This is a genomic window from Peribacillus sp. B65 (assembly GCF_058513295.1).
Map to the genome: position 1 here is coordinate 3168670 of NZ_CP195840.1, position 24492 is coordinate 3193161.

General features: G+C 37.9%; 20 protein-coding genes and 4 pseudogenes. 7 read left to right on the forward strand and 17 right to left on the reverse strand.

Features of this window, described 5'->3' with window-relative positions; genetic code table 11:
• Positions 1 to 377 precede the first annotated feature (377 nt).
• The 3 genes and pseudogenes from ACSR9O_RS15495 to ACSR9O_RS15505 form a co-directional block, all read right to left on the reverse strand.
• A pseudogene (locus ACSR9O_RS15495) lies at positions 378 to 747 on the reverse strand (B3/B4 domain-containing protein); the annotation flags it as partial.
• An 87-nt stretch (positions 748 to 834) separates the two neighbouring features.
• Positions 835 to 1473 carry a LysE family translocator gene (locus tag ACSR9O_RS15500; protein ID WP_260357828.1) on the reverse strand — a complete coding sequence of 213 codons (639 nt, stop codon included), beginning with the start codon at positions 1471 to 1473 and terminating at the stop codon, positions 835 to 837.
• Positions 1474 to 1739: 266 nt separating this feature from the next.
• Entirely contained in the window at positions 1740 to 2372 is a 633-nt protein-coding gene (locus ACSR9O_RS15505; protein ID WP_232783009.1) for an FMN-binding negative transcriptional regulator, read from the reverse strand.
• Between the two features lie 118 nt (positions 2373 to 2490).
• On the opposite strand from ACSR9O_RS15505, the gene pdxR reads away from it, so the two are divergent.
• The gene (gene pdxR, locus ACSR9O_RS15510) at positions 2491 to 3876 is read left to right on the forward strand and encodes a MocR-like pyridoxine biosynthesis transcription factor PdxR (RefSeq protein WP_491724657.1); all 1386 of its coding nucleotides are present in this window, start codon (positions 2491 to 2493) and stop codon (positions 3874 to 3876) included.
• A 44-nt stretch (positions 3877 to 3920) separates the two neighbouring features.
• Positions 3921 to 4122, forward strand: a pseudogene (locus ACSR9O_RS15515) (DMT family transporter).
• A 162-nt stretch (positions 4123 to 4284) separates the two neighbouring features.
• Here the strand turns inward: ACSR9O_RS15515 and ACSR9O_RS15520 are convergent.
• Positions 4285 to 4896, reverse strand: a complete 612-nt coding sequence (locus tag ACSR9O_RS15520; protein WP_491724658.1) for an FMN-binding negative transcriptional regulator — start codon at positions 4894 to 4896, stop codon at positions 4285 to 4287.
• Between the two features lie 390 nt (positions 4897 to 5286).
• Here ACSR9O_RS15520 and ACSR9O_RS15525 point away from each other — a divergent pair, with 390 nt between their 5' ends.
• Together ACSR9O_RS15525 and ACSR9O_RS15530 are read left to right on the forward strand one after the other, a co-directional pair.
• The gene (locus ACSR9O_RS15525) at positions 5287 to 6210 is read left to right on the forward strand and encodes a LysR family transcriptional regulator (RefSeq protein ID WP_491725474.1); all 924 of its coding nucleotides are present in this window, start codon (positions 5287 to 5289) and stop codon (positions 6208 to 6210) included.
• Between the two features lie 116 nt (positions 6211 to 6326).
• Positions 6327 to 6965 (forward strand): HD domain-containing protein, encoded by a 639-nt coding sequence (locus ACSR9O_RS15530; protein ID WP_491724659.1) that lies wholly within the window; start codon positions 6327 to 6329, stop codon positions 6963 to 6965.
• A 460-nt stretch (positions 6966 to 7425) separates the two neighbouring features.
• Here the strand turns inward: ACSR9O_RS15530 and ACSR9O_RS15535 are convergent, their stop codons facing one another.
• From ACSR9O_RS15535 to ACSR9O_RS15555, 5 genes are all read right to left on the reverse strand, one after another.
• Positions 7426 to 8469 (reverse strand): aldose epimerase family protein, encoded by a 1044-nt coding sequence (locus ACSR9O_RS15535; RefSeq protein WP_491724660.1) that lies wholly within the window; start codon positions 8467 to 8469, stop codon positions 7426 to 7428.
• A gap of 281 nt (positions 8470 to 8750) precedes the next feature.
• The gene (locus ACSR9O_RS15540; RefSeq protein WP_101225140.1) at positions 8751 to 10145 is read right to left on the reverse strand and encodes a sugar porter family MFS transporter; all 1395 of its coding nucleotides are present in this window, start codon (positions 10143 to 10145) and stop codon (positions 8751 to 8753) included.
• 306 nt (positions 10146 to 10451) lie between these two features.
• Entirely contained in the window at positions 10452 to 11876 is a 1425-nt protein-coding gene (gene araA, locus ACSR9O_RS15545; RefSeq protein ID WP_230175784.1) for an L-arabinose isomerase, read from the reverse strand.
• 52 nt (positions 11877 to 11928) lie between these two features.
• Positions 11929 to 12624, reverse strand: a complete 696-nt coding sequence (locus ACSR9O_RS15550; protein WP_101225142.1) for an L-ribulose-5-phosphate 4-epimerase — start codon at positions 12622 to 12624, stop codon at positions 11929 to 11931.
• A 22-nt stretch (positions 12625 to 12646) separates the two neighbouring features.
• On the reverse strand, positions 12647 to 14257 hold the full coding sequence (locus ACSR9O_RS15555) for a xylulokinase (RefSeq protein ID WP_260357836.1): 1611 nt from the start codon (positions 14255 to 14257) through the stop codon (positions 12647 to 12649).
• 337 nt (positions 14258 to 14594) lie between these two features.
• Here ACSR9O_RS15555 and ACSR9O_RS15560 point away from each other — a divergent pair, with 337 nt between their 5' ends.
• Positions 14595 to 15683 (forward strand): GntR family transcriptional regulator, encoded by a 1089-nt coding sequence (locus tag ACSR9O_RS15560; RefSeq protein WP_101225144.1) that lies wholly within the window; start codon positions 14595 to 14597, stop codon positions 15681 to 15683.
• 14 nt (positions 15684 to 15697) lie between these two features.
• On the opposite strand, the pseudogene ACSR9O_RS15565 reads toward ACSR9O_RS15560, so the two are convergent.
• Positions 15698 to 15898 (reverse strand): annotated as a pseudogene (locus tag ACSR9O_RS15565) (IS110 family RNA-guided transposase); the annotation flags it as partial.
• Between the two features lie 288 nt (positions 15899 to 16186).
• Here ACSR9O_RS15565 and ACSR9O_RS15570 point away from each other — a divergent pair.
• Positions 16187 to 16363: a small acid-soluble spore protein H gene (locus tag ACSR9O_RS15570; RefSeq protein ID WP_491724661.1), complete on the forward strand. Its 177-nt coding sequence runs from the start codon at positions 16187 to 16189 to the stop codon at positions 16361 to 16363.
• A gap of 119 nt (positions 16364 to 16482) precedes the next feature.
• Here the strand turns inward: ACSR9O_RS15570 and ACSR9O_RS15575 are convergent, their stop codons facing one another.
• Both ACSR9O_RS15575 and ACSR9O_RS15580 read right to left on the reverse strand, forming a co-directional pair.
• Entirely contained in the window at positions 16483 to 16743 is a 261-nt protein-coding gene (locus ACSR9O_RS15575) for a hypothetical protein (RefSeq protein WP_101225145.1), read from the reverse strand.
• A gap of 78 nt (positions 16744 to 16821) precedes the next feature.
• A complete protein-coding gene (locus ACSR9O_RS15580) occupies positions 16822 to 17265 on the reverse strand; it encodes an Lrp/AsnC family transcriptional regulator (protein ID WP_101225146.1) in 444 nt (147 codons plus the stop codon).
• Positions 17266 to 17384: 119 nt separating this feature from the next.
• Between ACSR9O_RS15580 and ACSR9O_RS15585 the strand changes: the two genes are divergently transcribed.
• Complete coding sequence (locus tag ACSR9O_RS15585) at positions 17385 to 17951, forward strand: cysteine hydrolase family protein (protein ID WP_260357838.1); 567 nt, start codon at positions 17385 to 17387, stop codon at positions 17949 to 17951.
• Between the two features lie 230 nt (positions 17952 to 18181).
• Here the strand turns inward: ACSR9O_RS15585 and ACSR9O_RS15590 are convergent.
• From ACSR9O_RS15590 to ACSR9O_RS15610, 5 genes and pseudogenes are all read right to left on the reverse strand, one after another.
• Positions 18182 to 18451 (reverse strand): annotated as a pseudogene (locus ACSR9O_RS15590) (flotillin family protein); the annotation flags it as partial.
• A 336-nt stretch (positions 18452 to 18787) separates the two neighbouring features.
• Positions 18788 to 20293 carry a glycoside hydrolase family 32 protein gene (locus ACSR9O_RS15595; protein ID WP_491725475.1) on the reverse strand — a complete coding sequence of 502 codons (1506 nt, stop codon included), beginning with the start codon at positions 20291 to 20293 and terminating at the stop codon, positions 18788 to 18790.
• 135 nt (positions 20294 to 20428) lie between these two features.
• Positions 20429 to 21892, reverse strand: coding sequence for a glycoside hydrolase family 68 protein (locus tag ACSR9O_RS15600; protein WP_491724662.1), 1464 nt, complete (start codon positions 21890 to 21892; stop codon positions 20429 to 20431).
• A gap of 140 nt (positions 21893 to 22032) precedes the next feature.
• Positions 22033 to 23307 carry an ABC transporter substrate-binding protein gene (locus tag ACSR9O_RS15605; RefSeq protein ID WP_230175780.1) on the reverse strand — a complete coding sequence of 425 codons (1275 nt, stop codon included), beginning with the start codon at positions 23305 to 23307 and terminating at the stop codon, positions 22033 to 22035.
• Complete coding sequence (locus ACSR9O_RS15610; protein ID WP_230175779.1) at positions 23307 to 24473, reverse strand: response regulator; 1167 nt, start codon at positions 24471 to 24473, stop codon at positions 23307 to 23309. The genes ACSR9O_RS15605 and ACSR9O_RS15610 overlap by 1 nt, the downstream gene beginning before the upstream one ends.
• Positions 24474 to 24492: the final 19 nt, after the last annotated feature.

A 24492-nucleotide genomic window follows, 5' to 3' on the forward strand; every position in this document is an offset into this window, starting at 1 on the left:
AGCAAACTCGCTCAGTTTTGGCAAGTTTGCTTTTTTATAGCTATCTGGTTCCTTATGCAAATAAAACTCCCTCAATAAACTAAAAACTATCTCACGAATGCTCTAGAAGTCATAGGAGTTCATGCAAAACTAGCCAATTATAAAATAAATTGGTTTAAATAATGTTATGATTGCACTTTAGGATATCCACATGTCTCATCAAGATCAACCCTCCCATTTCTCACAGAGTCGATGCTCCTATATTCCTTCGTTCAACCTTTCTCTGATTTGGATGTCGGTCATTCTGCCCCACAGGAACGAAGTCCTCACGTTGTTTGCTTTGCCGACTAATCCGTGCTTCACTTTTAAATGAGTGTTAATTAAATGACCGTTTAACCAATTTCTCCTTCATATGGTGAAGTATTTTCATCATTTCCCAATGGAATAAATGGTTCGCTACAATTTGCCCGCGTTAGCCGAATATCGCCTACAAAAGTGTAGTGTAGATATCTTCTCCACCACATGGAAGCCCATAATCATTGATGTCAACAAGCAGGTTTATTGTTCCGCTATGATTGCCATTTTTCACTCTTTTTAATAAAGCTTCAATGGAACACCTTGCCCCTTTCTTTGTCTTGAATTTCTGAAAAGCTTCTCGTATAATTCAAAGTCCTTTATTGAATTATCAATATCCTTGCAAATAACGGTGCCTATTTTTGCATGAGGGAATAACGACCAAAAATCATCTTCAATGATAAATCTAGGCATAAAATATCTTTCCATTTCATTTTACTTATTCTCTTAGTAGAATCGCTATTTGTTGTGAAACAACTCGATACATTTCATCAACCACTCTTATGTTTTGGAGGGGCTCGCAAAGGCGGAGAATACCCCTAGAACTATATATAAATAACCAGTTATCCGATTCTGCAACTTAGAATTCACTTCACTACCCAGAATCCGCTTTCTAATACTTGCTGCAAGAACTGCATACAGACCATCACTAATAAAAGCTAGGATAATAAATATAATTCCTAAAAGCAAAAATTGAATTGTGACTGATCCAGCAGAAGGTGATATGAATTGCGGAAAGAAGGCTAAAAAAAAGAGTGCTGTCTTAGGATTCATTACTTCTACGAGCGCTGATTCGTAAAATATCTTTAATAACCTTTTGCGAGGGGCTTTTAGAATTTCTGATGTCGTTCGATCGGATGTAGAAAGTAAAGTCTTACACCCCAGATAGATAAGATATGCAGCACCTAAGTATTTAACGATATTAAAGGCTGTTGCTGATGTCATAAGGATTGCCGAAACTCCTATTGCTCCAGCTAAAACGTGAACAGAACCACCAAGAGATACACCCAGAACTGATACTATGCCCGCTTTCTTCCCTTGATCAATGCTTCTTGCCATAATATACAACACAGCCGGTCCAGGTATTATTAACAATGTAGCAGCAGTAATTACAAATAGCCAAATATTTGAAAACTCCATAAAAAGCAACTCCTTGTTGTATTTTTGCACACGCTTTATTGGGCTCCTCCTTGATTGGTGAAAGCTAGTTTACACTTTTTTTAAGGTTCGCTTTCATCAAGGAGGCAATTTGTTGCTCATTTAGAAAAGGAATCTGTTCAAACTGTTTTAAAATGAGCTCTTGTCTGTAAGGAATGGCTTTGACTTACCTTTGCTTTCCCTTAAAAAGTGATAAACACCATTTTTGCTTTTAGGGGTGCCACTAGCAAACCCTAGTAATATGCCAATCATTCAATTAACCCTTTCCGTTGCTCACGCATCCATTGCGCAACCTGAATTTCCCCTTGTTCATTTGATTTTTCAAGCTCTGTAATAATCGCTTTGTAATCAGTGTCATTACGATTTTGACTCATTTTGGCTGCAGCTTGAATAGATGTGATTTCAATTTCAAAGCCAACTATTCCTTTCATTTCACTCTTAAGCAATTCTGGATCAAACGTTTCCCAGGTCCGACCATTTTCTCGATGCGACTCATAGTGATTAAGCATAGTATCCAAGGAGGAAATCAGCTCGTCTTCAGTGATTACACGAGCTGATCCATACGCATGTACAGCTAGATAGTCCCATGTAGGAACCTCTTCGCACTTATACCAACTTGATGAAATGTAAGCGTGCTGCCCTTGAAAAATCAGTAACACATCACTATTATTGTCTAAAGTTTTTTTCTGCATGTTTCCGTATGCAATGTGGCCAGTCGCATAGATTTTCCCTCCATCTTCCCGAATTTCCAAAGGAATATGCGTAGCCATGGGACGATGTTCATCAACAGTAATCAATAAGGCAAACGGGTTAGACTTCATAATTTGAACAGCCTCTTCATTTTTCATACGATATTGCTTAGGAATGTACACATTAATCATCCTTTCAACTTGCATTAGAGTTTTTAAAAATGAATATCCGATAAAAAAATAGTATTATACAAATTGACATGTAAAAAGGTACAATAATAAACAAATATACATGTCAGAGGGAATGCAAATGAATAATACCATTTTTACTTTTAATGATAACTCCCCAAAATACAAACAAATCTACGAGAAATTTAAATCATATATTGAACAAGGAGACATTTTGGCGAATGAGCAATTACCCTCCATTCGTCAACTTGCAGATTCCTTACATGTAAGCCGTAATACAACTTTACTGGCATATGAACAACTTGTTGCTGAAGGGTATATTCGTGGAGAGGGCAGAAAAGGTTATTTTGCAAATGAGTTAGAACCCCTAATATTTCAGGAGCCATTAATCTCTTATAATAAAAAGCAGACTGAGTCCAAGAAACCTCCGGTAGTTAATTTCAGGGCAGATGCCGTTGATCAAACACATTTCCCACTGAAAATTTGGAGGAGAATTGCTAACCAAGTATTAACATTACAGGATAGCTTTCGATACGGGGAACCATTTGGGGAAGAATGCCTGCGCGAACAAATCTCCACATATTTATTCCAATCACGCGGAGTGAAAACAAATGCAAATGCAATTATTATCGGAAGCAGTACCCAACAAATGCTTGTATACCTTGGGCATATATTGAAGGATGAATTCCAGAGTATTATAGTTGAAGACCCTGGTTACGACGGTGCTAGGGAAGCTTTTCAATTCCATCGATTTATGCTTGAAACTTTGCCGGTTTATGAAACAGGTGCTGAACTTTCCCAATTAGAACAAATGAAATCACGATTAATCTATGTAACCCCTTCCCATCAAAGTCCAATTGGAGTAAGCATGTCTATTCAACAACGGCAAATGCTTATTCATTGGGTTAACAAGATTCGTGGATATATTATTGAAGACGATTATGATAGTGAATTTCGCTATACACAAAAACCATTTCCTGCTCTTGCCTCCATTGATTCAGCAAGAGTCATTTATTTAGGGAATTTCTCGAAGTCCTTTCTTCCAGGAATTCGTTTAAGTTATATGGTCTTGCCACAGCCATTATTAAATCGTTTTAAAAATCAGTTTCTTCATTTTGAAGCTACCACCTCCCTGCTTAGCCAGCTTACAATGGCTAAACTTATGGAAGAGGGAGAATGGAGTCGACATATTAAACGAATGCGCCTTGTTTATAAAAGAAAAATGCAGCACTTAGTATCCGCATTAAAAGAGCAATTCGCTCAAAATATATCAATTATTGGTGAACAATCCGGTTTGTATGTATTAGTCAAGGTACATCTGAAGCATTCAGAAGAATGGTTAATTCAACAAGCTTCCTTTCATGGCGTTACGGTGTATCCTACGTCACTCTACTTCATTAAAAATAACACCGACGGACCAATGGTTAAACTAGGTTTCAGTAATCTTTCTGACGATGAAATTGATGTGGGTGTGAAACTCTTAAAGAAGGCATGGATAAAAGAATAGCTCCATAATTCTTTGAATAAACGAATTGTAGCTATTTTATTTGAATGTTTGGTGTTGCAAAAATAATCTTCATAGGAACCTTTCTAGCATTATTAGTTATTGGATTTGAAGCGAGCTTCACATTTTTATCCTATGCAATGGACACACTTCCTATGGGGACAGCTTATGAATATGGACGGGAATTGGTGCGTCAGGTAGAGCATCATTTGGAATGATTTTATACGGATAATCCGAATATTCGAATAGTTAGTTTTTATTAGGAAGACATTAAGTGCTACTTTAGGTCTAAAACTTGTTTCTTAATAGATAAATTGAAGGATAATTTTAAGCCTAATTTCCATCTGAAATTAGGCTTAATTTTTTAACAAATCTACCACAGTAATTTAATAAGACAAAGTCGGATATCTTTTAATTTTGTAGATTTTTCTTCATAAGAGATGCTACTTGTATATTATCTTGTTGAGAAGTGTTTTCTAGATGCTTAATAATTAATTCTTGACGTTCCAAAGGGTGATTTTGACTTAATTTAGCTTTCGCTTCAATTTTTGTGATTTTTATTTTAAATGCTACAATCCCTTTACTCATTCCTTCGATAAATCTGGAATCTACATCGTTTAAATTGTATAGGCTATCTGGACTTTCATATTTGTTTACCATATCATTTAGAGAATCGAATATGACTTTTTGATCTTCGACAATCTCCATATTTCCATATAAATGGATAGACACATAATTCCAAGTAGGAACTGCCATCGTTGTTTCATACCAAGACGGAGATATATAACAGTGAGGACCTTGGAAAACCGCAAGAACTTGTTGGTATTCCATATCCTTCCATTGTTCGTTTGGAAGGGCAAAATGACCATATAAAGCACTTTCACCTTTATTTAATATGAGTGGAAGATGGGTAGCGTACGGTTCTCCATTGTGTTGAGAAAATAAAGTCGCAAAGCTGTACTTTTCGATAAAATCATAAATTATTTCTTCATCCTTGAGGTGAAAATGTTTAGGTATATACATGATTTACCTCCTCCTTGATTAAGCCTTTGTTTTTCGGCTAACTCCAATTTTTAAAAATCTTAGTATTATATGAGATATTTTATTATGTAAACTGACATCTTAAAAGGTACAATTATTAATAATTGTACATGTCATAGCTGAGGACCCTTTTAGACCTTCTCCGCGGATATAGCCTGTATAAGATACCGGGCCCGACAGGTTATCCAACATCATAGTGAGTTATTTATGAACCAAAATAACAGATAGCTAATGGTGTTTTTTAATTTTATCCAGCAATCAGTCCAAATTATGGAATAATCCCTTAAAATAAAGTAACTTAATAACTAGATTATAATATTGCAAGCATACAGATAACCAATAATTATTTTCATTAGAAAGGATTGAAATAGTATCGAATTAAGACATTTAGAATATTTTTTAATGGTCAGTAAAGAACTTCATTTTACAAAAGCAGCTGAAAAATTAGGAATTTCGCAACCAACTTTAAGCCATCAAATTAAAATGCTTGAACAAGATATAGGCTATGCACTTTTTAACCGTATTGGTAAAAAGATTGAACTTACTAAGGTGGGAGAAATTGTACAACAAGAAGCATTGAATATTCAAAATTCCCTACTAAGTATTTCTTCTCAAATTAAAGCACTTACAAAAGTAGAAATCGGGGAATTGAAAATTGCTGTGTTACCAGGAGAAATAACGGATTTGGTATCTACTTTATGTATTAAATTTAACCAATTGTATCCGAACATAAAAGTGTTTGTTCAAAGTACGGATGAAGTGGAAAAGGCTATTTTAGAGAATCAAGCTGATTTTGGTATTGGTTTTGAATTCAATCGGAATGATATGTTGATGGCGACGAAGTTGTATGATGAAGAATTTTACCTGATTAGTAATCAAAGTAATGGAGAGCAGAAGGTTTCATTTTCCGATGTTTTAGACAGTTCTCTTATTTTATTTCCAAATATCCATCAATGCAGAAAAATACTTGATAAAACGAGTCTTGAGGTTGGCAGGCAGATAGAACCTATTGTCGAAACGTCTAGCATTGAATCTATCTTGAAGCTTGTTCGAAATGGGGTTGGACGCAGTTTTGTTTCGCGGACATTATATGAATTTTATGATACAGAGGATTTATTTTTCCAACGTATTGAAAAACCAACTTTGACTAGATCTGTTTATCTCGTGATGAAAAAGAATCGTTTTATCAATTATGCAGCACGTAAGTATATTAAGTTATTACTATGTGAAATCGAAAGGCTGCGTTTTCATACAGAAAAAGATGAGATAGCTTCTTTGAAAAGTTCTATATTATAGTTTTTATCTATTATTATCATAGAAATGAATGAATAGATAAATGATAAATTCCTCTTTACAATGAATACAAGTTCATGAGAATGAGAACTATCAAATTGTAAAGGGGATTTTCAATTATGTTTCAAGAAGTAGCAGGTATTAAAATTCCAGATTCCCGATTGGCTAAAGAAGCAGCAGATCTTTTACGCGAGCATGGGAACGACTTGTTGTGGAATCATTCAAATCGTGTATTTTTATTTGGTGCAGTCAACGGAAAAAAAACGAATCATAATTATGATTTAGAGTTGCTATATGTTAGTGCATTATTCCATGATTTAGGCTTAACAAAAAAATTCAGCAGTCCAGATTTACGATTTGAAGTAGACGGTGCAAATGCAGCGAGAAGCTTTTTACAGCAGTATCAAATTCCAGATGAGTCGATTCGTCTTGTATGGGATGCTATTGCGTTACATACGACACCTGGCGTTGCAGAACATAAAGAGTCCGAAGTGGCACTACTCTTTTCAGGTGTTGGTTTAGATGTGATGGGAGATGGATTTGAACAATTCCCTGACGACTTGCGTGAAGAAATTATAAAAGCCTTCCCACGTAACAATTTCAAGAAGGTCATTATTCCAGCGTTTTATGAGGGCTTTAAGCATAAGCCAGAAACTACTTTTGGCAATATGAAGGAAGATATTATTGAATATTTTAGACCTGAATATAAAAATAAAAATTTCTGTGATTGTATTTTGCATTCACCATGGAAAGAATAAGGTACAAAAACGCACAACGTAACAGCGAATCGTGGTAGGAAGTTAGTAGCAACAGGAGATTCAACGGTTATTAAATTCCTTCATATAATGTAACGGGGACAATCGTTAATTTTTGTAGAGGCATAGGATAAGCACCTCCTTTTATTGATACAAGTATCGTACCAGGAGGTGCTACGTATTTAATATGCGCTGTTTAAATGGTGGCTTTCCTTTAACCATAGTTTGCGACCCACTATCCAACTGTTTACGCTTAGATATAAGTTATCCTCTCTCCTCCAAAACTCAGTTCCAGTGAGTGGTTAACTCTTATTCGGCGGGAATCCCACCCTATATATGTAACGACCTATGCTCGAACGCTCTGACAGGCACCGGATGCCGACCCTAACTAGCAGCCGAATCGATGTGAAAATATCGAAACCAAATCCACCTATCCGACACTTTAACACACTAACTGGAAACTTCAGCTGAGTCGGGTCCTGACCTCAATTTTGTATTTTGTTTGGGAAGTATAATTTTCGCCTGCTAAAAGAAGAATATCTCCAAAATCCTCAAATTCAATTGCTCCTGGTGCAGCTTGGGTTTCAAACGTTATCCCGCCGTGTTGAATTAATTTTTCTCCGTGCATGAGTGGCACACCTTCCACAAAGTTTGCAGTGTAAATGACAACCGCAGGCTCTTCTGTGTATACCTCGACTGATATTTTCTGGTCAGGACTAATTAATTTTGCTGCAGTTTGATGAAGTCCTGAGCACGTTAGGAAAAATGGATGATCGATTCCTTGAACCTTTTTAACTTCTGCGTCAATTGCTTCAAAGGTTGATTTTAATTTCTTTGGGGTTCGAAAATCATAAGGCGTGCCAATTGTGCTTCGCTTTTCCCCAGTTACCGTGGTATCGTCATTTACTGGTGCAAATTCTTCAGAAAAGATTTGTAAGAAATGATCATCGATTGGATTGCTGGGATGCCCTGTTAAGTTAAAATAGACGTGATTGGTCGGATTAAAAATTGTGTCTTTATCACTAGTTGCTTGATAGCTGACTGACCAAATATTTAAGTTGTCTAATGTGTAAGTCACACTTACTTTCAAATTCCCCGGAAAACCATTCTCGCCATTAGGTGAGTGTGTTGAAAAGATGATTGATGCACTTTCATCCGTCTCCTTCACTTCATAATCCCAGATTTTTCCATCGAATCCAAGGCTGCCACCGTGTAATGTATTCCCTAATTGATTTACAGATGTTTGGTAACGTGATTCACCAATCGAAAATTGGCCATTTTTTATTCTTCCAGCGACTCTTCCTATTGTTGCTCCATAATATGTTTCTTTTTTGTAATCCTCAATCGAGTCAAATCCCAATACGATATTATTACGACCCGTTTCCGTTAGGACGAACAGATTGACGATTCTTGCACCAAAGTTTGTAACTTCCATTCTTACTCCATGTTCATTTTCTATTGTAAACAGCAAGACTTCATTTCCAAACGAGCTTTGTGATGTTTTCATTTTTTTCGGCTCCTTCCCTATTAAATTCCTTCATATAAATAAAAGCTAAAACACCATGAATTGCACAAAAAGTTCAGCAAACATTTTAATGGTGAAAAGCCGAAGTAGCAACTTCGGCCTTAAGATAAGGGAATCATATGAATCAACATGTTCATGATGTGTGTGTAGATCATAATTACAGAAGTATTTTCCCTTATGACCCCCTGATTTAAAATGCATGCTTAACTCTCCTATTTGCGTATAGCTTCTTTGAATTCTGCTCCAAATCTCATAGGTCTAATTTAAGCACTTTTTCCCTTAGCTTGTTTGCTTTCTCCAATTTTTTCAATTTCCTCCAAAGTATGACCTCGAGTTTCAGGAACGCATGTCCGGATAAATAAAACACCGAGTAAACAAATAGCACCAAAGATTGCAAAAACAGCTTCTTGAGACATCGAAGCGGTCATGATTGGAAATAGCAATCCAACCAAGAAAGAACCAATCCAGTTAAATGATGAAGCTATTCCTGATGCACGCCCGCGAATTACCAGCGGGAAAATTTCTCCAACTATGACCCAGGTTAACGGAGCCCACGTGAATGAATAAAGTGCTACATAGATACTTAAAAAAACAACCATCATCATCGGATTTGCATTAGGAATTAATATATTCATTATTGCCGGCAAAATAAAGGATAGTCCCATAATAGTTCCGCCTATTGTTAATAAAGTACGGCGATTAAATTTATCAGCAATCATAAGGAATATTAATGAACCTAGTACGAGAATAACCCCTTGAATAATTGGCCACATCAATACTGAGCTGGCTTCATGCCCTGTTGCTTTTTCCACAATCATAGGTATATAATAAAAAATTGCGTTTGCACCTTGAAATTGTTGAAACGCAGCAACACCCACACCAGCAATTACTAAATAACGGTATTTATTACTTAAAAGTGTACCCCAAGATGCTTTTTGATTTACCTTTGCTTCCTCTTTAACAGTTTCTTGAATTTGTATTATTTCAGAGTCAATTTGTTCTTTGTTAGAGCGAATAAAGCCCAACACCTTACGAGCTTCATCAATTTTATTGTTCTTAATTAAAAAACGTGGTGATTCGGGTAACCTTGACACTCCAATAAATAAGATCAAAGCAGGTACGGCAGCCAAACTAAGCATCAACCGCCATGCCATAGTTCCTGGTAAGTCTTTCAATAAATAAGCGACAATGTACGAAAGCAACATACCAGAGACAATCATTGTTTGATTAATTCCTGACAGACGTCCACGTAAACGTGCCGGCGCCATTTCCGACATATAGGCTGGGACCAACGCAGAAGCAGCACCTACAGCCAACCCTAATAAAATCCGGGCAACAATCATAAAAAGGAGCCCTTTATGAGGGGATATTCCTGCCAAAATGGAGCCAACAGCAAAAATGATAGAAGATATTAAAATCATTTTGCGCCGTCCTAAACGATCGGAAAGTTGTCCGGCCAGGGCACCTCCAAAAATAGCTCCAAACATCAACGAAGAGGTAATCCAGCCAATGGCACCAGGGTTGTTTTGAAGGTTCCAATCATGTTGCAGAAAAGGTAAAGCACCCGTCATAACGCCGATATCATAACCGAAGAGAATGCCCCCAAAAGCCCCAAAAAAATAAATGAATCCACTTGAGATTTTCTTTTCATTAACCATTAAAATTCCCTCCTCAAGGTTTTAAAATTATATTTTTAAAATCCCACCACTAAAAATATTGATTGCTTTTAAAAGAAAATAATAATAGTGTTTTCAAGCTACAAATATATGCTAGTAGAATCATTGATTAGGATGAATTCTGTGTCGTTATTGTGCTATTAAAACGCTTTCATCTTTTTCCGGAAAACTACGAACACGCTTACAAAAAAAGTGATCATACTAATGGTTACTATTTCCAGACTACAACCTCTGGAGTACCTATTTCTTCCCTCCAAGGAAGCAGAGCCTCCTTGGAGGGAAGAAACATTACTTAATAACTACGTATTCCAAGCCAACAAGTTTTGCATAGGTTATGATTTGGTCTGTTGTTAAGTTCAATGAAACAACTGTATGGTGACCGCCACCATTCTCAAGCCAAGCTTTCACTCCATCTTGGAAGTTTGGCTTCACTTCCCAAAGTACACGGGCCACTGGAAGGTTTGGTGCTGGAACAGTTGGCTCAAATGCAGAAACTTCATTAATCAAAAGTTTATAGTTTGTACCAAAGTCAGCCATGGAAACAACGACACCGTCTCCTGCTTTGCCGTCGAATACTAAACGTGCTGGATCTTCACGATCACCTATACCTAATGGAGATACGACAATTTTTGGTTTGTTACTTGCTAAAGATGGGTCGACTTCAAGCATATGTGATTGAAGGATTGATTCTTGTCCAGCAGCTAATTCATATGTGTAATCTTCCATAAAACCAGTTGATTGGTTATGGCTCATCACTTTCAGTAAGCGATCAAGTGCTGCCGTCTTCCAATCTCCTTCACCCGCAAAGCCATATCCTTGTGCCATCAAACGTTGGACGGCAAGACCAGGAAGTTGTTTCATCCCATATAAATCTTCGAAGTTCGTTGTGAAGGCCGTGTAACCACCATCATCAAGGAAACGTTTAATCGCAATTTCATAGCTTACCTGTACCTTTACGCTTTTCTCCCAATCTTCCCTACTGTTTGTACCATAATCAAATTCATAAAGGCCTTCGTATTCTGAAAATAAAGCATCAATTTCTTCATCAGTAACCGCATTTACATATTGAACAAGGTCTCCGATTCCAAAATAGTCAACTGTCCACCCAAATTGGATTTGCGCTTCAACCTTATCCCCTTCAGTTACTCCAACGTTACGCATGTTGTCTCCAAAGCGAGCGACCTTAATGTTGAAGCTTTCGTTATAAGCAACCGCTACGTCCATCCATTGTGCAATTTGCTTTTGCACTTCAGGGCGCTCCCAATAACCTACAACAACTTTATTTTGTTTTTTCAAACGGGCATTGATAAAACCATATTCACGGTCACCATGAGCGGATTGGTTCAGGTTCATAAAGTCCATATCAATCGTTGCCCAAGGAATGCTTTCATTGAATTGTGTAGCTAAATGAAGCAATGGTTTTTGTAATAGTTTCGTTCCACGAATCCACATTTTTGCAGGCGAGAAAGTATGCATCCAAGTGATGACACCGGCAACTTCGTCACGATAATTGACTTCTTTCATGATGCTTGTGATTCTTTCTGCACTAACAGCTAAATCTTGCAATACAAGTGGATAAGGTAAAATACCGCTTTCATTTAATGCGTCGGTTATCGTTTGTGCATGCGCCTTGACCTCTGCTAACGCTTCTTCCCCATATAGATGTTGTGATCCTACGACGAACCAAAATTCCTTTTTTTCTGTTGTTAACATAATAATCCTCTTTTCTTAATTCTAATGGTTTGATAATTTAATAGAGTTGATCTTACTTTTGACCGTAATAAGCATATTTTCCATGTTTTCGTAAATAGTGTTTATCCAAAATATTTTGAGGTAATTCTTTTGCAAAATGATTTAAATCCCGTGTAAATAAATTCATTTTCGAAACTTCATCCAACACCACACTATTCATTACGGCGGATTTTGCATCTTTGCCCCAAGTAAACGGACCATGACCATGAAGTAAGACACCAGGAACGGCTAAAATGTCTAACCCACGCTCTTCAAATGTTTCGATGATTAACTTCCCAGTCTCCACTTCGTACCCACGATCAATCTCCTCTTGTGTTAGGTAGCGAGCACATGGGACGGATCCGTAAAATGTGTCTGCATGAGTGGTCCCCATCGCTGGAACATCAAGGCCTGCTTGAGCCCAGATTGTCGCCCAAGTTGAATGAGTATGTACAATGCCCCCGATTTCTTGGTAATACTTATAAAGTACTGCGTGAGTCGCTGTATCTGATGAAGGCCTCAACTCTCCTTCAACAACATCGCCATCTAAATCAACAACGACCATATCACTGGCTTTCATCGTTTCGTAATCAACACCACTAGGTTTGATAACAAATAAACCGCTTTCACGATCAATTGCACTTGCATTTCCCCATGTATATTTCACGAGTCCATATTTAGGCAAGTCCAAATTTGCTTGAAATACCTCTTCTTTCAGTTGTTCTAACACGTCAATCCCTCCAGTTTTCCACTCATAACATCAAATTGTCTACAGCGGCCTGCTCAATCACTAAACCCTTCCTGTATCTTTCAATAAATGCTTCAAATCCTTTAACATCTACTTGATCAGGATAAATTTCTTGTCCATCAACCTCTTCGAATACTTTTTTGTCGAGGAAGTCTTCTAAACTTTCTTTTTGATCTTTATTCATCATGTAAGATGCAAGAATCGCCATTCCCCACGCGCCGCCTTCTCCTGCCGTTGACATAACTGATACTGGAGTATTCATTGCAGCCGCAACAATTTTTTGTCCAACAAGAGGGGTTTTAAATAAACCACCGTGAGCCAAAATACGATCAATTGCAACATTTTCTTCTTTTGTCAAAATACCCATTCCGATTTTCAAAGCACCGAAAGCAGTAAAAAGGTGAGTCCGCATAAAGTTTGCTAAATTGAATTGACTCTCAGGTGAGCGGACAAATAATGGTCGCCCTTTTTCTAATCCTGTGATATTTTCACCAGAGAAATAACCGTAGCTAAGCAAACCGCCACCATCTGGATCCGCTTCCAAAGCCTTATTCAACATTACTTCAAATAATTTATTTATATCAACCTTTTGTCCCATTGCCTCAGAAAATTCACTGAACAATCCCAGCCAAGCATTCAGATCACTTGAACAGTTATTCGCGTGAACCATTCCAACGAGACTTCCGTTTGGTGTAGTTACCAGATCAATTTCTGGATAAACTTTTGAAAGTTCTTTCTCTAGTACAATCATCGCAAAAACGGAAGTTCCTACTGAGATGTTTCCGGTACGTTTCCTCACACTATTCGTAGCAACCATTCCAGTCCCCGCATCGCCTTCCGGTGGACAAATTGGAGTGCCTGGTTGTAAATTTCTTGATCTATCCAGGATTTTCGCTCCAATTTCGGTTAATTCACCCGCCTGCTCGCCTGAAATGTAGACTTTAGGAAGAATCTCTTTTAGCTTCCAAGGATAACCTTTCGTCGCAATTAAATCGTTAAACTGCTTGACCATTGATTCATTGTAATCTTGAGTTGATTCATCAATTGGGAACATGCCTGAAGCATCTCCAATGCCAATTGCTTTATTACCAGTCAATAACCAGTGAATGTATCCAGCCAAAGTCGTAATACAATCAATGCGAGGCAAATGTTTCTCTTCATTTAATATTGCTTGATAAAGGTGAGCAATACTCCATCGTTCAGGAATATTAAATTGAAATTGATCAGTTAGTTCTTTTGCTGCAACACCAGTTGTTGAGTTACGCCAAGTTCGAAACGGAACAAGTAGCTCCCCTGTACTGTCAAAAGCCATATACCCATGCATCATTGCAGAAAATCCAATTGAACCTATTTTTCGAATGGTAATTCCGTAATTTCGTTCAACTTCTTGCTTCATTTCACTATAAGCTGTTTGCAGACCTGTGATAATATCCACTAAGTTGTACGTCCAAATTCCATCTTCCAATAGGTTCTCCCACTCATAACTTCCAGATGCGATAGTTTCATGATGATTATCAATCAACACCGCTTTAATACGAGTGGATCCAAATTCGATTCCAAGTGAAGTTTCTCCCCCGGTAATCGCTTGTTTAATTTTTAATATATTCGTTTGCACGTTAATCCCCCTTCTGTCAGCGCTTTCAATAAAAGGAGGCGCTTAAATGTATTAACAACCATATTATATTTTTTGTACGTACATTTGTCAACGGTTTATATTATTTATACTTACAACTTTAAGACGAAATACTCCATCCTCACCTTAAAGTCATAAATTTGTATTAAAGGAAGTTATACGACATGAAATCTAAAGGTAAATAGGGGGGATTTATAACTTTATACAAAAAATAAGATGATTTGTTTTAATTCATTCAAAGTTATGTTAAAATATGTCCGCACAAATATTTTAAGCGCATAAATTAGAATGCAAACAACTATGAAAGAAGTGAGGTTTAATGAAACCAAAGTATCAGGTAATCATTGATGATTTAAAAAATAAAATCCTTACAGGTGAATATAGTGTAGGCGAACAAATTCCTACTGAATCCGTCATGCAAGAAATGTACAACGTTAGCCGACACACAGTACGAAAGTCCATTTTAGAATTATCAAACGAGGGATTCTTGAGAAGTGAAAAAGGATCTGGCACATATGTTAGTAACCAATATCAATCATCTGGTGGCAATTCCAAAAATAAAACGATCGGTGTTATCACGACCTACATTTCTGATTACATTTTCCCTTCTATTATCCGCGGAATTGAAAGAAGATTGAATGAAGATAATTATTCGTTACTATTAGCCAGTACAAATAATGATGTCGAACAAGAAAAAAAAGCCTTGGAAATGATGTTGTCATTTGGCGTGGATGGTTTGATTATTGAACCTACAAAAAGCAATCTATACAATCCCAACATCGCTTACTACCTATTGTTTAAGGAACAAGAGGTTCCATTCATCATGATCAACGCTTATTATGAAGAATTAGAGGTTCCTTTCTTTTGCCTGGATGATGTGCAGTCAAGCTACCTCGCAACAAAAGAACTGATTTCGAAAGGACACACCCAAATTGGAATCATTTCGAAAATGGATGATTTACAAGGAAAGTATCGAATGAAGGGATATATAAAAGCACTTGGAGAAGCCAAATTACGCTTTCAACCAGAGCAATTGCTTTCGTATACTACAGAAACGAAGCTAGACCTATACACAAACTTGAAAGAGTTCCTAAATGAAAATAGAGACGTGTTGACTGCCATTGTTTGCTATAACGACGAGGTAGGGTTGGAAGTAGCAAATGTATGCAGACAACTTGATATTTCTATTCCCGAACAATTATCGATTATTGGCCAGGACAATTCTTATATTGCGAAAAATGCTAATATCAAACTAACGACATTGACACACCCACAAGAACAAATGGGACATGATGCAGCTGATTGGGTCATTAAGAAATTACAAGGAAAGAAGGATTTACCAAACGAAACCTATTATCAACCAGTGTTAATTGAAGGCGAAACTGTCAAAGAGTTAGACATACAATAACCTTAGTGTGTGATGCCTATAGGCTCCACTCCCACAATGGCTGCCTCCATCCATTTTATTAAACCAGCAAATCCATCTTCATTATTTTCAAATGCTAATGGGTCTACGATTACAATTCCACGGGAATTCACTGCCCTAGCCACATGTAATTGTTGGGCAATATCCACTCTAACAATATGGTGTTTATCGGAAATTCTCTCGATTAGTTTGTTTATCTTGCATTTTAAACTTTATATTAGGGTTCCTCCTAGGGTTTTGGGTTAGAGTGATGTCTTACTCCTATCTTACTGAGGAGCCCTATTTTTTTCAAAGCTGAAAAATGACGAACTTCAGGAATGCTAACCTGTTCCATAAGAAAAAGGCTGCCTCAGCAACCTCCCTTTTTGAAGTATGCACTTCTATTAGTTCAGTAAGGATGTATGGGTTCTTGGAAGTATTTTAATAAAACAAGTATCATCTAAGGAAATTGGAACAAATATTATAACTGTTCCAAACCAAATGAGGTGGCTAAACGAACAGTAGAAATTGCTTCTTCGCCAATTATGGCTAATGTAACCTACAATGAGAAAAGTATCTACATTGAGCACGTAGATAAACAAAATGGAACAGCTACAATCCATTCCGTTGATTATCCAAATAAAAAACAGAGTGTTTCTGTAACCAGCTTAAAAGAACAGTAATTTGTCAATATTTCCTCAATACATTAATAAACTTCCACCTTGGTTTGGTGGTTTCATGTTGTTAGATTAAGTTCATTGACCATCTTCTTTAACAATCTTTCCCCTTGTTTAAGTCTACACTATATCTCTTTGCCACCTCTTTGCTGGCGGATTTCTGGTTTTACCCGCATTCCTCGACATTTTGTGAATAATATGATAGCAGATCCTGCTACTACGGTAACTAACGTAAACAACCCATGTTGGCCTGTCATCATCAATACAGGAGCTAAACTAACAATTACGATATCAACCATTCCAATACCAACATAAGCAAGCGCATAATCAACTAGCGTTTTACTTTTCCCTTCTGGATCTACGATACGTAAAAAGACAATTCCCATAGCTACTGTTCCAGCGCCCTACTTGGAACGATTCAAGACGATTGGGATACATTATCCTCCTAAGAATAAAAAAATATATTATATTGTGGCAGTCAACGGATTATGTTGCTTAATCTCTTGTATTGATAGATATATAGAATAGTTCCCATAATCGAGAATTTTATTAAGAAAAAGATTCAATAGTTCTTGAGAGTTAACTTTTATTTTTAAATGGTAACAGCCTTCTCCCGATACTCGGTGAGCTTCAACTATCTCATTTCTATCATTAATAAAACGTATAAATGAATCATGGTTTGCTGTTTTCATATAAATAATGACAAATGCTGTATAAGAAAGTCCTAATTTCATTTCATCGACTATTAGAGAATAGGCTTTAATTACACCATTTTCCTCAAGTTTTTTAATACGATTTCCTACTGCTTGTCCCGTCATATGAATTTGTTCACCTAAGTCTTTCCATTGAATACGTGAATTTTCGGATAATAACCGAAGGATCTGAAAATCAATGTTATCAAGTTCCATAATAAACTCCTTTCACCATGAAATGCATTGATATAAAAGTGTTTCATCAAAGTATCGATAGATATCAATATATCATTTATCATTATATTGTACTAAAATTTTTTAAAGAGGTGGAAAAAATGAACACAGCTTTAATCATTGTCGATATTCAAAATGACTATTTTCCAAATGGAAAGATGGAATTAAGCAACCCTGAAAAAGCAGCGGCTAATGCTGCTAAAGTTCTTGAATGGTTTAGACAGAATAACAAGGATAATATTTTTCATGTCCAGCATGTCGCAAGTGATCCAGGGTTAGGCTTCTTTCTTCCGAATACGGAGGGAGTTAAACTAAATGAAGCTGTTCTACCATTAGAACACGAAAGCATTATCATAAAACATTTCCCTAACAGTTTTTTACAGACTGAATTAGAAAGCAGATTAAAAGATAAAGGAGTAACAAAGCTAGTGATTGTAGGTATGATGACGCATATGTGTATTGATGCCACAGTCAGAGCTGCAGTGGAACTAGGCTTTGAAACTACACTTATTGAAGATGCATGTGCGACAAGAGACTTATCTTATCAAGATAAGGTCGTTCCAGCTGAACAGGTTCATTATTCGTTTGTCAGTGCACTTAACGGTATGTATGCCAATGTAATTCCGACCGAGGATTTCCTGCAAAAAAACACTAACACAACCTTGTAGAACCAATAATTTTTTATAAGTGGGAGTTTGTTTTAAAAACAAGCTCCCTTTTTTTACTGATGTTGTACTTGTTATCCAAGTTATATCATGATGAATTACATGAAAACAACCGAGTATTACGTACATATTTGTTAGATAAACTGATCATGCCTTTTATAAGCCAAACTATTCAAAAAAAGGTAAGAGCAAATATGTGCTCTTACCCTTCTTCACCACTTTATTATTCACTGTTATTCTTCCTTGCCTGCTGCCATATTCATGTTCGCTTCGACATTCTCCTGGCTGATGGTGGTAAATGGTATATTGCGCTTTCCTGAGAAATTCTCAAACAAGTCTTTGACATCAATTCCCGAGGATGCCTTTAATGACTCCTGCAATGATGCCATTAAATCCATTGCATAGCCAGTCACTTTATTAGCCCCGCCATTCTTACCGCGTCCACCTGTATCCACTACAGTGATCTTGTCGATATTACTAAGCGGGCTTGCCACTTGTTTTGCTTTTTGTTCCTAAATATCTTACTTCCAATAACTATCCACAGAGGAAATGCTTACACCATTTGATGAGGGGCTGTGTAGGAATTGATTACACCTATATTAATACCAGCATGTGAGGCACCAGGTTTATAGGATGATTCAAGATGAACTGGACTCATAAAAACACTAGAAATTTATTCGAAACAAATAAAGAGCTTTTTTGTGGATCAATAATCAGTATCATATAAACTAATGGTAGGTACTTTACCTATTCGGAAAATGTAGATTCTGAATAAAAGAGTCATTTCTTATAAAAGAATGTATGTGTAATCATATGAAAGGTATCTGCCAAGATGAGGTTCAATTAATCGGATCAAAATGTGTAACCTTCACATTCTTAAAGATCGCTTTGCCGCCCTCGGAGAAGAGAGTAATTCCTTTATCTTCAGCATGAGGGAATATTAAGTTTGAATAAGCAGCCTTTCCATCATCCACAAAAACTTCAATACTCGTTTTATCGACGAGAATCTTTAAATGAACCTTCTTCTTACTGACATCAAATGGTGCAGTACTTTCAACGAACCGATTCGTTTCGTCAGGTTGATCTGTGAATAATCGATTGACATAAGAGTAATTTCCTTCTGCAGAAATGCCTACGTCAACGTGGTATTTTTGATCATCTGACTCCCTGAGCCTAAATCCTGCATTCTTAAAATCCGACCATGAGAGATCTGCCTCTATTTGATAGGCATCTCCTTTAACATCAAGTGTTTCCGAGCCATCCACTTCGATTTCATCAAAAGAATTCGTTGAGCTTGTCAATTCTTTTAATGCTTCTGAAGGCTGTGAAGAAAGATAATACTTGTTCTCGCCTTCACGCTTTAGTTCAATTTGACGGACGATCGAATCCATTCCGTTAAACCCCTCTTTTAATGTCGGCGTATTGTCGGCGTAGGCCCAGTTATTCATCCAAGCGAGGGCATAGCGCTTGTCTAATTTGTCACTTGCCTTGCCATCTTCAAACGTTACTCCGCCATACCAATCGAAACCGTAGTCTAGCCATTGCGGTTCATTGTTATCTGAAAGAAATTCTGTTCCATTAAACGTTCCTGTCCAGTATGCATAGGTGTTGGGTTTCCCTGCTGCTTTTCCGTTTGCACTGACGCCCAGCACCCACTTTACTGTCCCGTCATCAGCGCGGATCTGGTAAAGGTCAGGGCACTCTAAAACTCCAATGTTCTTAGTGAAAAAACTGCTCGTATAGCGCCAATCTTTCAGGTTATCAGACTCATAAAAACCTATTTTCGATCCTTCGGCCATGGTCATGACCCATTTTTGATTCGTGTTATCCCAGATGATTTTTGGATCTCTAAAATCCTTCGTTCCTGGATTTTTCATAATAGGCTCGTCACTGTAAGAGGTAAACGTCTTTCCTTTGTCCGTACTGTACCACAGAAATTGTTCTTGTTTCTGGCCATCCTTAGAGGGTTGTGTTGCGATCGCCACAAAAGCGTCTTTCCCGAACCCAGCTGTATTTTGCTTGTCTACAACGACTGACCCTGTCCATGGATCCCCATTTTGATTTGTATATTTGGGAATGGCAATTCCTTCATCCTTCCAGTGAATCAAATCTTTAGAGGTGGCATGTCGCCATTCTGTACCATTGCCATCCGGGTAATCTCCATTATAGAGGTAAAAATAATGATAATTTCCTTCATAGTAAATGGGCTTCTGTGGATCGTTTTTCCAATGATCAGGAGAAGTAAAATGATAGGCAGCCCGATATGAGTGCTTTTCTGCCTTATTTGGCGGATTAGCTTTTGTTTTATAAAATGAATGAATCAAAATTCCTGTGCTAATAACCATCCATAATCCAAGAACGAATAATCCAACCATCTTATATTTCTTTTTGTTCACTTAAACTCACCACTTTTCTCTTTTAAAATAGAAAAAAGAAAATGCCAAGTTTTCCTGACATTTTCTTTTTCTTTTCACTGGTAACTACTTAACCGTAATCTGGCCTTGTTCAAGAATACTGTCTTTTACTACCGATGTTTTATTCCCTTTAATGTTAAGCTGGAAGCTTGGGGCAAAGGTAGATTTATTGTCTTCAAAATAACCTCTGTTTGTCATGTAGCTAGTCACTACAACATTATCACTGCCTGCCTGCGGGATTGCATAGTGTGCATAGTTCCAAGTGATGTCATATGGATTTAGATCCTGATGCAGGACGATGGCCGTTTTATTTAATGGTTTATATGGGCCAGTTAAGGAATTTGACGTGTAACCTAACATGTAAATATCTTGATTATCGATTCCATCAATGGTCATTTTTGACCCTCTTGAACTTGTGAATAAATACCACTTGCCGTCCTTTTTAAAGATGTTTGGACGTTCGATTTCATCTGTGACCGTATTTGAAACAATCAATGGCTTCATTTCTTTTTTCAATGTATAATCGTCGTTTACTTCAATAATTCCAATTGCACCGTTTGCAAGTTCAGCTAACTCTTTTTTAGGGCTTTGCATAAGTTTGTTTTTTTCACTCTGGAAGAATTTATTGCTGTTGCCATAATAAGCTCTATTGTATAGCGATTCTTCGCCTTGGTAGCCATATTCTGTACCCGTATTTGCTTCAAATACAAGGTATTTGCGGCCGTTGTCTTCTACATAGTGAGGGTCTCTGAAGGTATGATTATCAGCGGAATTTCCGTCCTCTACAAATTTATCTACAGTTTGATAGTACTTGCTGTCTTTGCCTTCATAGATGGATTTGTAATCCTCAACACCATCCACTTTTAATGTTTCAGAATCTGGCTCTGAAAGATTTACTTGAGCGGTTGTTAACGTTTGTTTCCCATAATTTCCTGACTCAGGTATATACGGTTCACGGTTTGTATAGAATAAGCGAACTTCCCCGTCCTCAGTGAAAGTTGCAGAACCTGACCACTCTTCTGCTTGCTCTTTTAGGTAAGGATCATTTGGAACGTTTTTATCATTGTCATCAAATACTCTTCCAGCATTCTTCCAAGCATCAAGGGAGTCGTCGCCCACTTTTTTGTAGAATATGTAGATGAACGTATCACTCGCGTTTTTAGGATCGCCTGCTAATCCAAAAACGATATGATATCCTTTGTACTCTGCAACAGTTCCATCAGCGTTTTGCAATGGCCATGTATCCCACACATCTAAATCAATGGTTTCGCCTGATTCCGTTACTTTTTTGGCAGAAGGGATGTTTTTAATTGTGGATTCGTCAAACTTAGGAACGGCATATCTAGTATCACCGTGCTGATTAATCATCTCTTTCATAGCTGATCGAGTGATTTGTGAAGTATCGTACGTTTCTTTGTAATCTGACGGATCCTTTGGAGCTGCAAATGATTGGGTAACAGTACCGCCTAATAGAATGCCAGTACTGAGTATTCCTGCTGTTGCCTGTTTGGCAAGCCTGCTAAAGTTCATAAGTTCTTCCTCCTCGTTGTTTGCTAGTACAGTAGAATTATAGGCGATTCCTAAAAAGAGAGGTATGCCACATATTGATTGAAATTTAGTCGTATATTGATATCGCAATTGTGGAAGGCAAAAAAAGCCCCGGCAAGAGGCTATTCCTTCGAAAACCTCTCCCAGGACTTCTGATATTCATTGAGCAGCTGATTGCGGTTCAGCTGTTTCCCGACATAGAGCTGAGTCGCGGCTCCGAATTCTTCTCTAATTCCAACAGGGAAGTGAAACCAGTTAGATGGGATGGTGTTCCCATCTTTGTAATTTCGAAGAGTTTCTTCTGCGAGCGGCCCTATATCATCAGTTTTAATGTTCTTAAACGCAGGAATGAATTTGAATTCTTCCGTCATGAAGCGTTTTCCTTGTTCTGACAACACCATCCAATTTAAAAACTTCTTGGCTTCTTTTTTCTTTTCAGGAATGGACTGTTTATTTACGGCCCAATAATTTGGAACGCTGACGACAAGGGCTTCCTTTAAAGGTCGGTCATTAATCGGAATCGGCATAAAACCGATGTTCATGTCAGGCGAAGCTTGATCGATCATCGGCTGAATCCAGTTGCCTTGCTGAATGATGGCTGCTTTTTCGGAGGTAAAAAGATTCACTTCCATTGTATAGTCCGTTGACAGTGGATTATCGTTTCCGTACTTTATGGTGAGATCCAGCAGGGCAAGGAGATCCTTAAATGTTTGATTGGTACTGATTTTTTCCGTTCCGTTATTTAAATTTCTTATAAAAGCATCAGTATCCTTTTGCTGGGCAAAAGCAACATTCATCAGATGGTCGCCCAATTTCCAGTCTTCATAGTAACCTGTTGCAAAGGGAGTAATGCCTGCATTCTGCAGCTTTTCGGTAGCTGCTGTCAGTTCAGAAAGAGTGGCGGGCTGTTCAGTAATGCCTGCTTGTTTAAATAGATCCTTATTATAGATAAAGCCATACCCTTCAAGGTTAACCGGCATTCCGTAAATTTTCCCGTCCAATGTGACCGGCGTCAGGGCTTCTTTGTATGCTTGATTAATCCAGGGCTCCCCTGAGAGATCCTCCAGATAGTTCCGCCACAGCTTGGCATTTTCATAGCCGCTGTTTGTAAAGATATCCGGACCAGTACCGGTCGCCATTTCGGCTTTTAGGTCGGCGAGGTCATCCATTGCGCCTCCAACTGTATGTACCCTGATATTGACGTGGGGATTTTCCCGTTCATAAGCACGCGTCATTTCTTCAAATTGAGTGGAGATTTCCACTTTCGGATTCCTTAAATCCAGCGTGATTTTCCGCTCTGTCTTTTCCGTTTTTTTTGGTGGGGCTGCGTCCTGACATGCAGAAAGAGGCAGGCTGACGGCTCCGATTAACAAAAGGGATAAAAACCTGTTTTTCATCATGTCACCCCTTTAGATTCATGTTGATCGTTCTTGTTCCTGAACTCAAAAGGCGTCATGCCGACGACCTTTTTAAATAGCTTTGAAAAGTAGATTTCATCTTGATAGCCAAGCATGGTCGAGATGGAGTAAATGCTTTTGTCTTTTTCTTTCAGCCACGATTTTGCCTGGCTGATTCTAAGCTCCGTGATGTATTTGGACAGGGTCATTCCGGTTTCTTGCTTATACTTTCTTGAGATATGCTCACGACTTAAAAAGAAGACATTCGACAGCTTTTCAAGACTCAAATCCTCCATATAATACATGTCAACATAGGAAACCATGTCTTCCATGCGGCGGGCGGCATCTATTTCATCCAGACGGTGGATGGATCGGAAGTTTTGTTCCTCGAGCTTTTTCTGCAGAGCCTGAAACGATGTCCTGATATCCGATAAAGTTTTGACCTGCTCTTCAGTTACAAGCCTTACAGGAATATCGAACTCCTGGCTGATCCATTCCTCAACGGAGAGCCATTGATCGCGAATGGTGATAACAAGGCAGAGGTTAAGGTCCGTCTGCAGGGAAAACGCATTTCCTAATTTGCGGTCCGTAAGCTCATCTGAAAGCTTTTGGATATAGTGATCTGGATTGTGCATCTGGTAAAAGGAGAGCAGGGTCAGCTTATAGCCCTCCGATTCAGGAAGAAACTCGGCAAGGCTGATTGGATCTGAACGGTCCCCCAGACATATCGCAGTGGCTAACTGGTTTCTCCGCAGTTTTTTCACATCTTCCAGCACTTCAGCATGTTCAAAGTCATCCTTCCAGGCCTGTACCGATTTTTCCAGTGTATGATTGAAAGCCTCATACTCAATCGGCTTCAGCAGGTAATCAAAGCTGCTGTACTGAATGGCTTTACGCATATAGGAATAATCGTTATATCCAGTAATGAAAATAACTTTCCCTGGATAGGAAATGGAATCCAGCCACTCAATCAGTTCGATTCCGCCCATACCGGGCATTTTCACGTCTGTAAAGATAATCTCCGGGCGTTCTTCCTCAATCAGTGATTTTGCCTCATGGCCATTTTTGGCTTCCAATAGCTTGGTGAAACCGTAAGTTTCCCACTGGCCTAAATGGCGTATGACGTCCCGCACATTGAATTCATCATCGACAATCAGTGCTTTCACCGTATTCATCTCCTTTCCT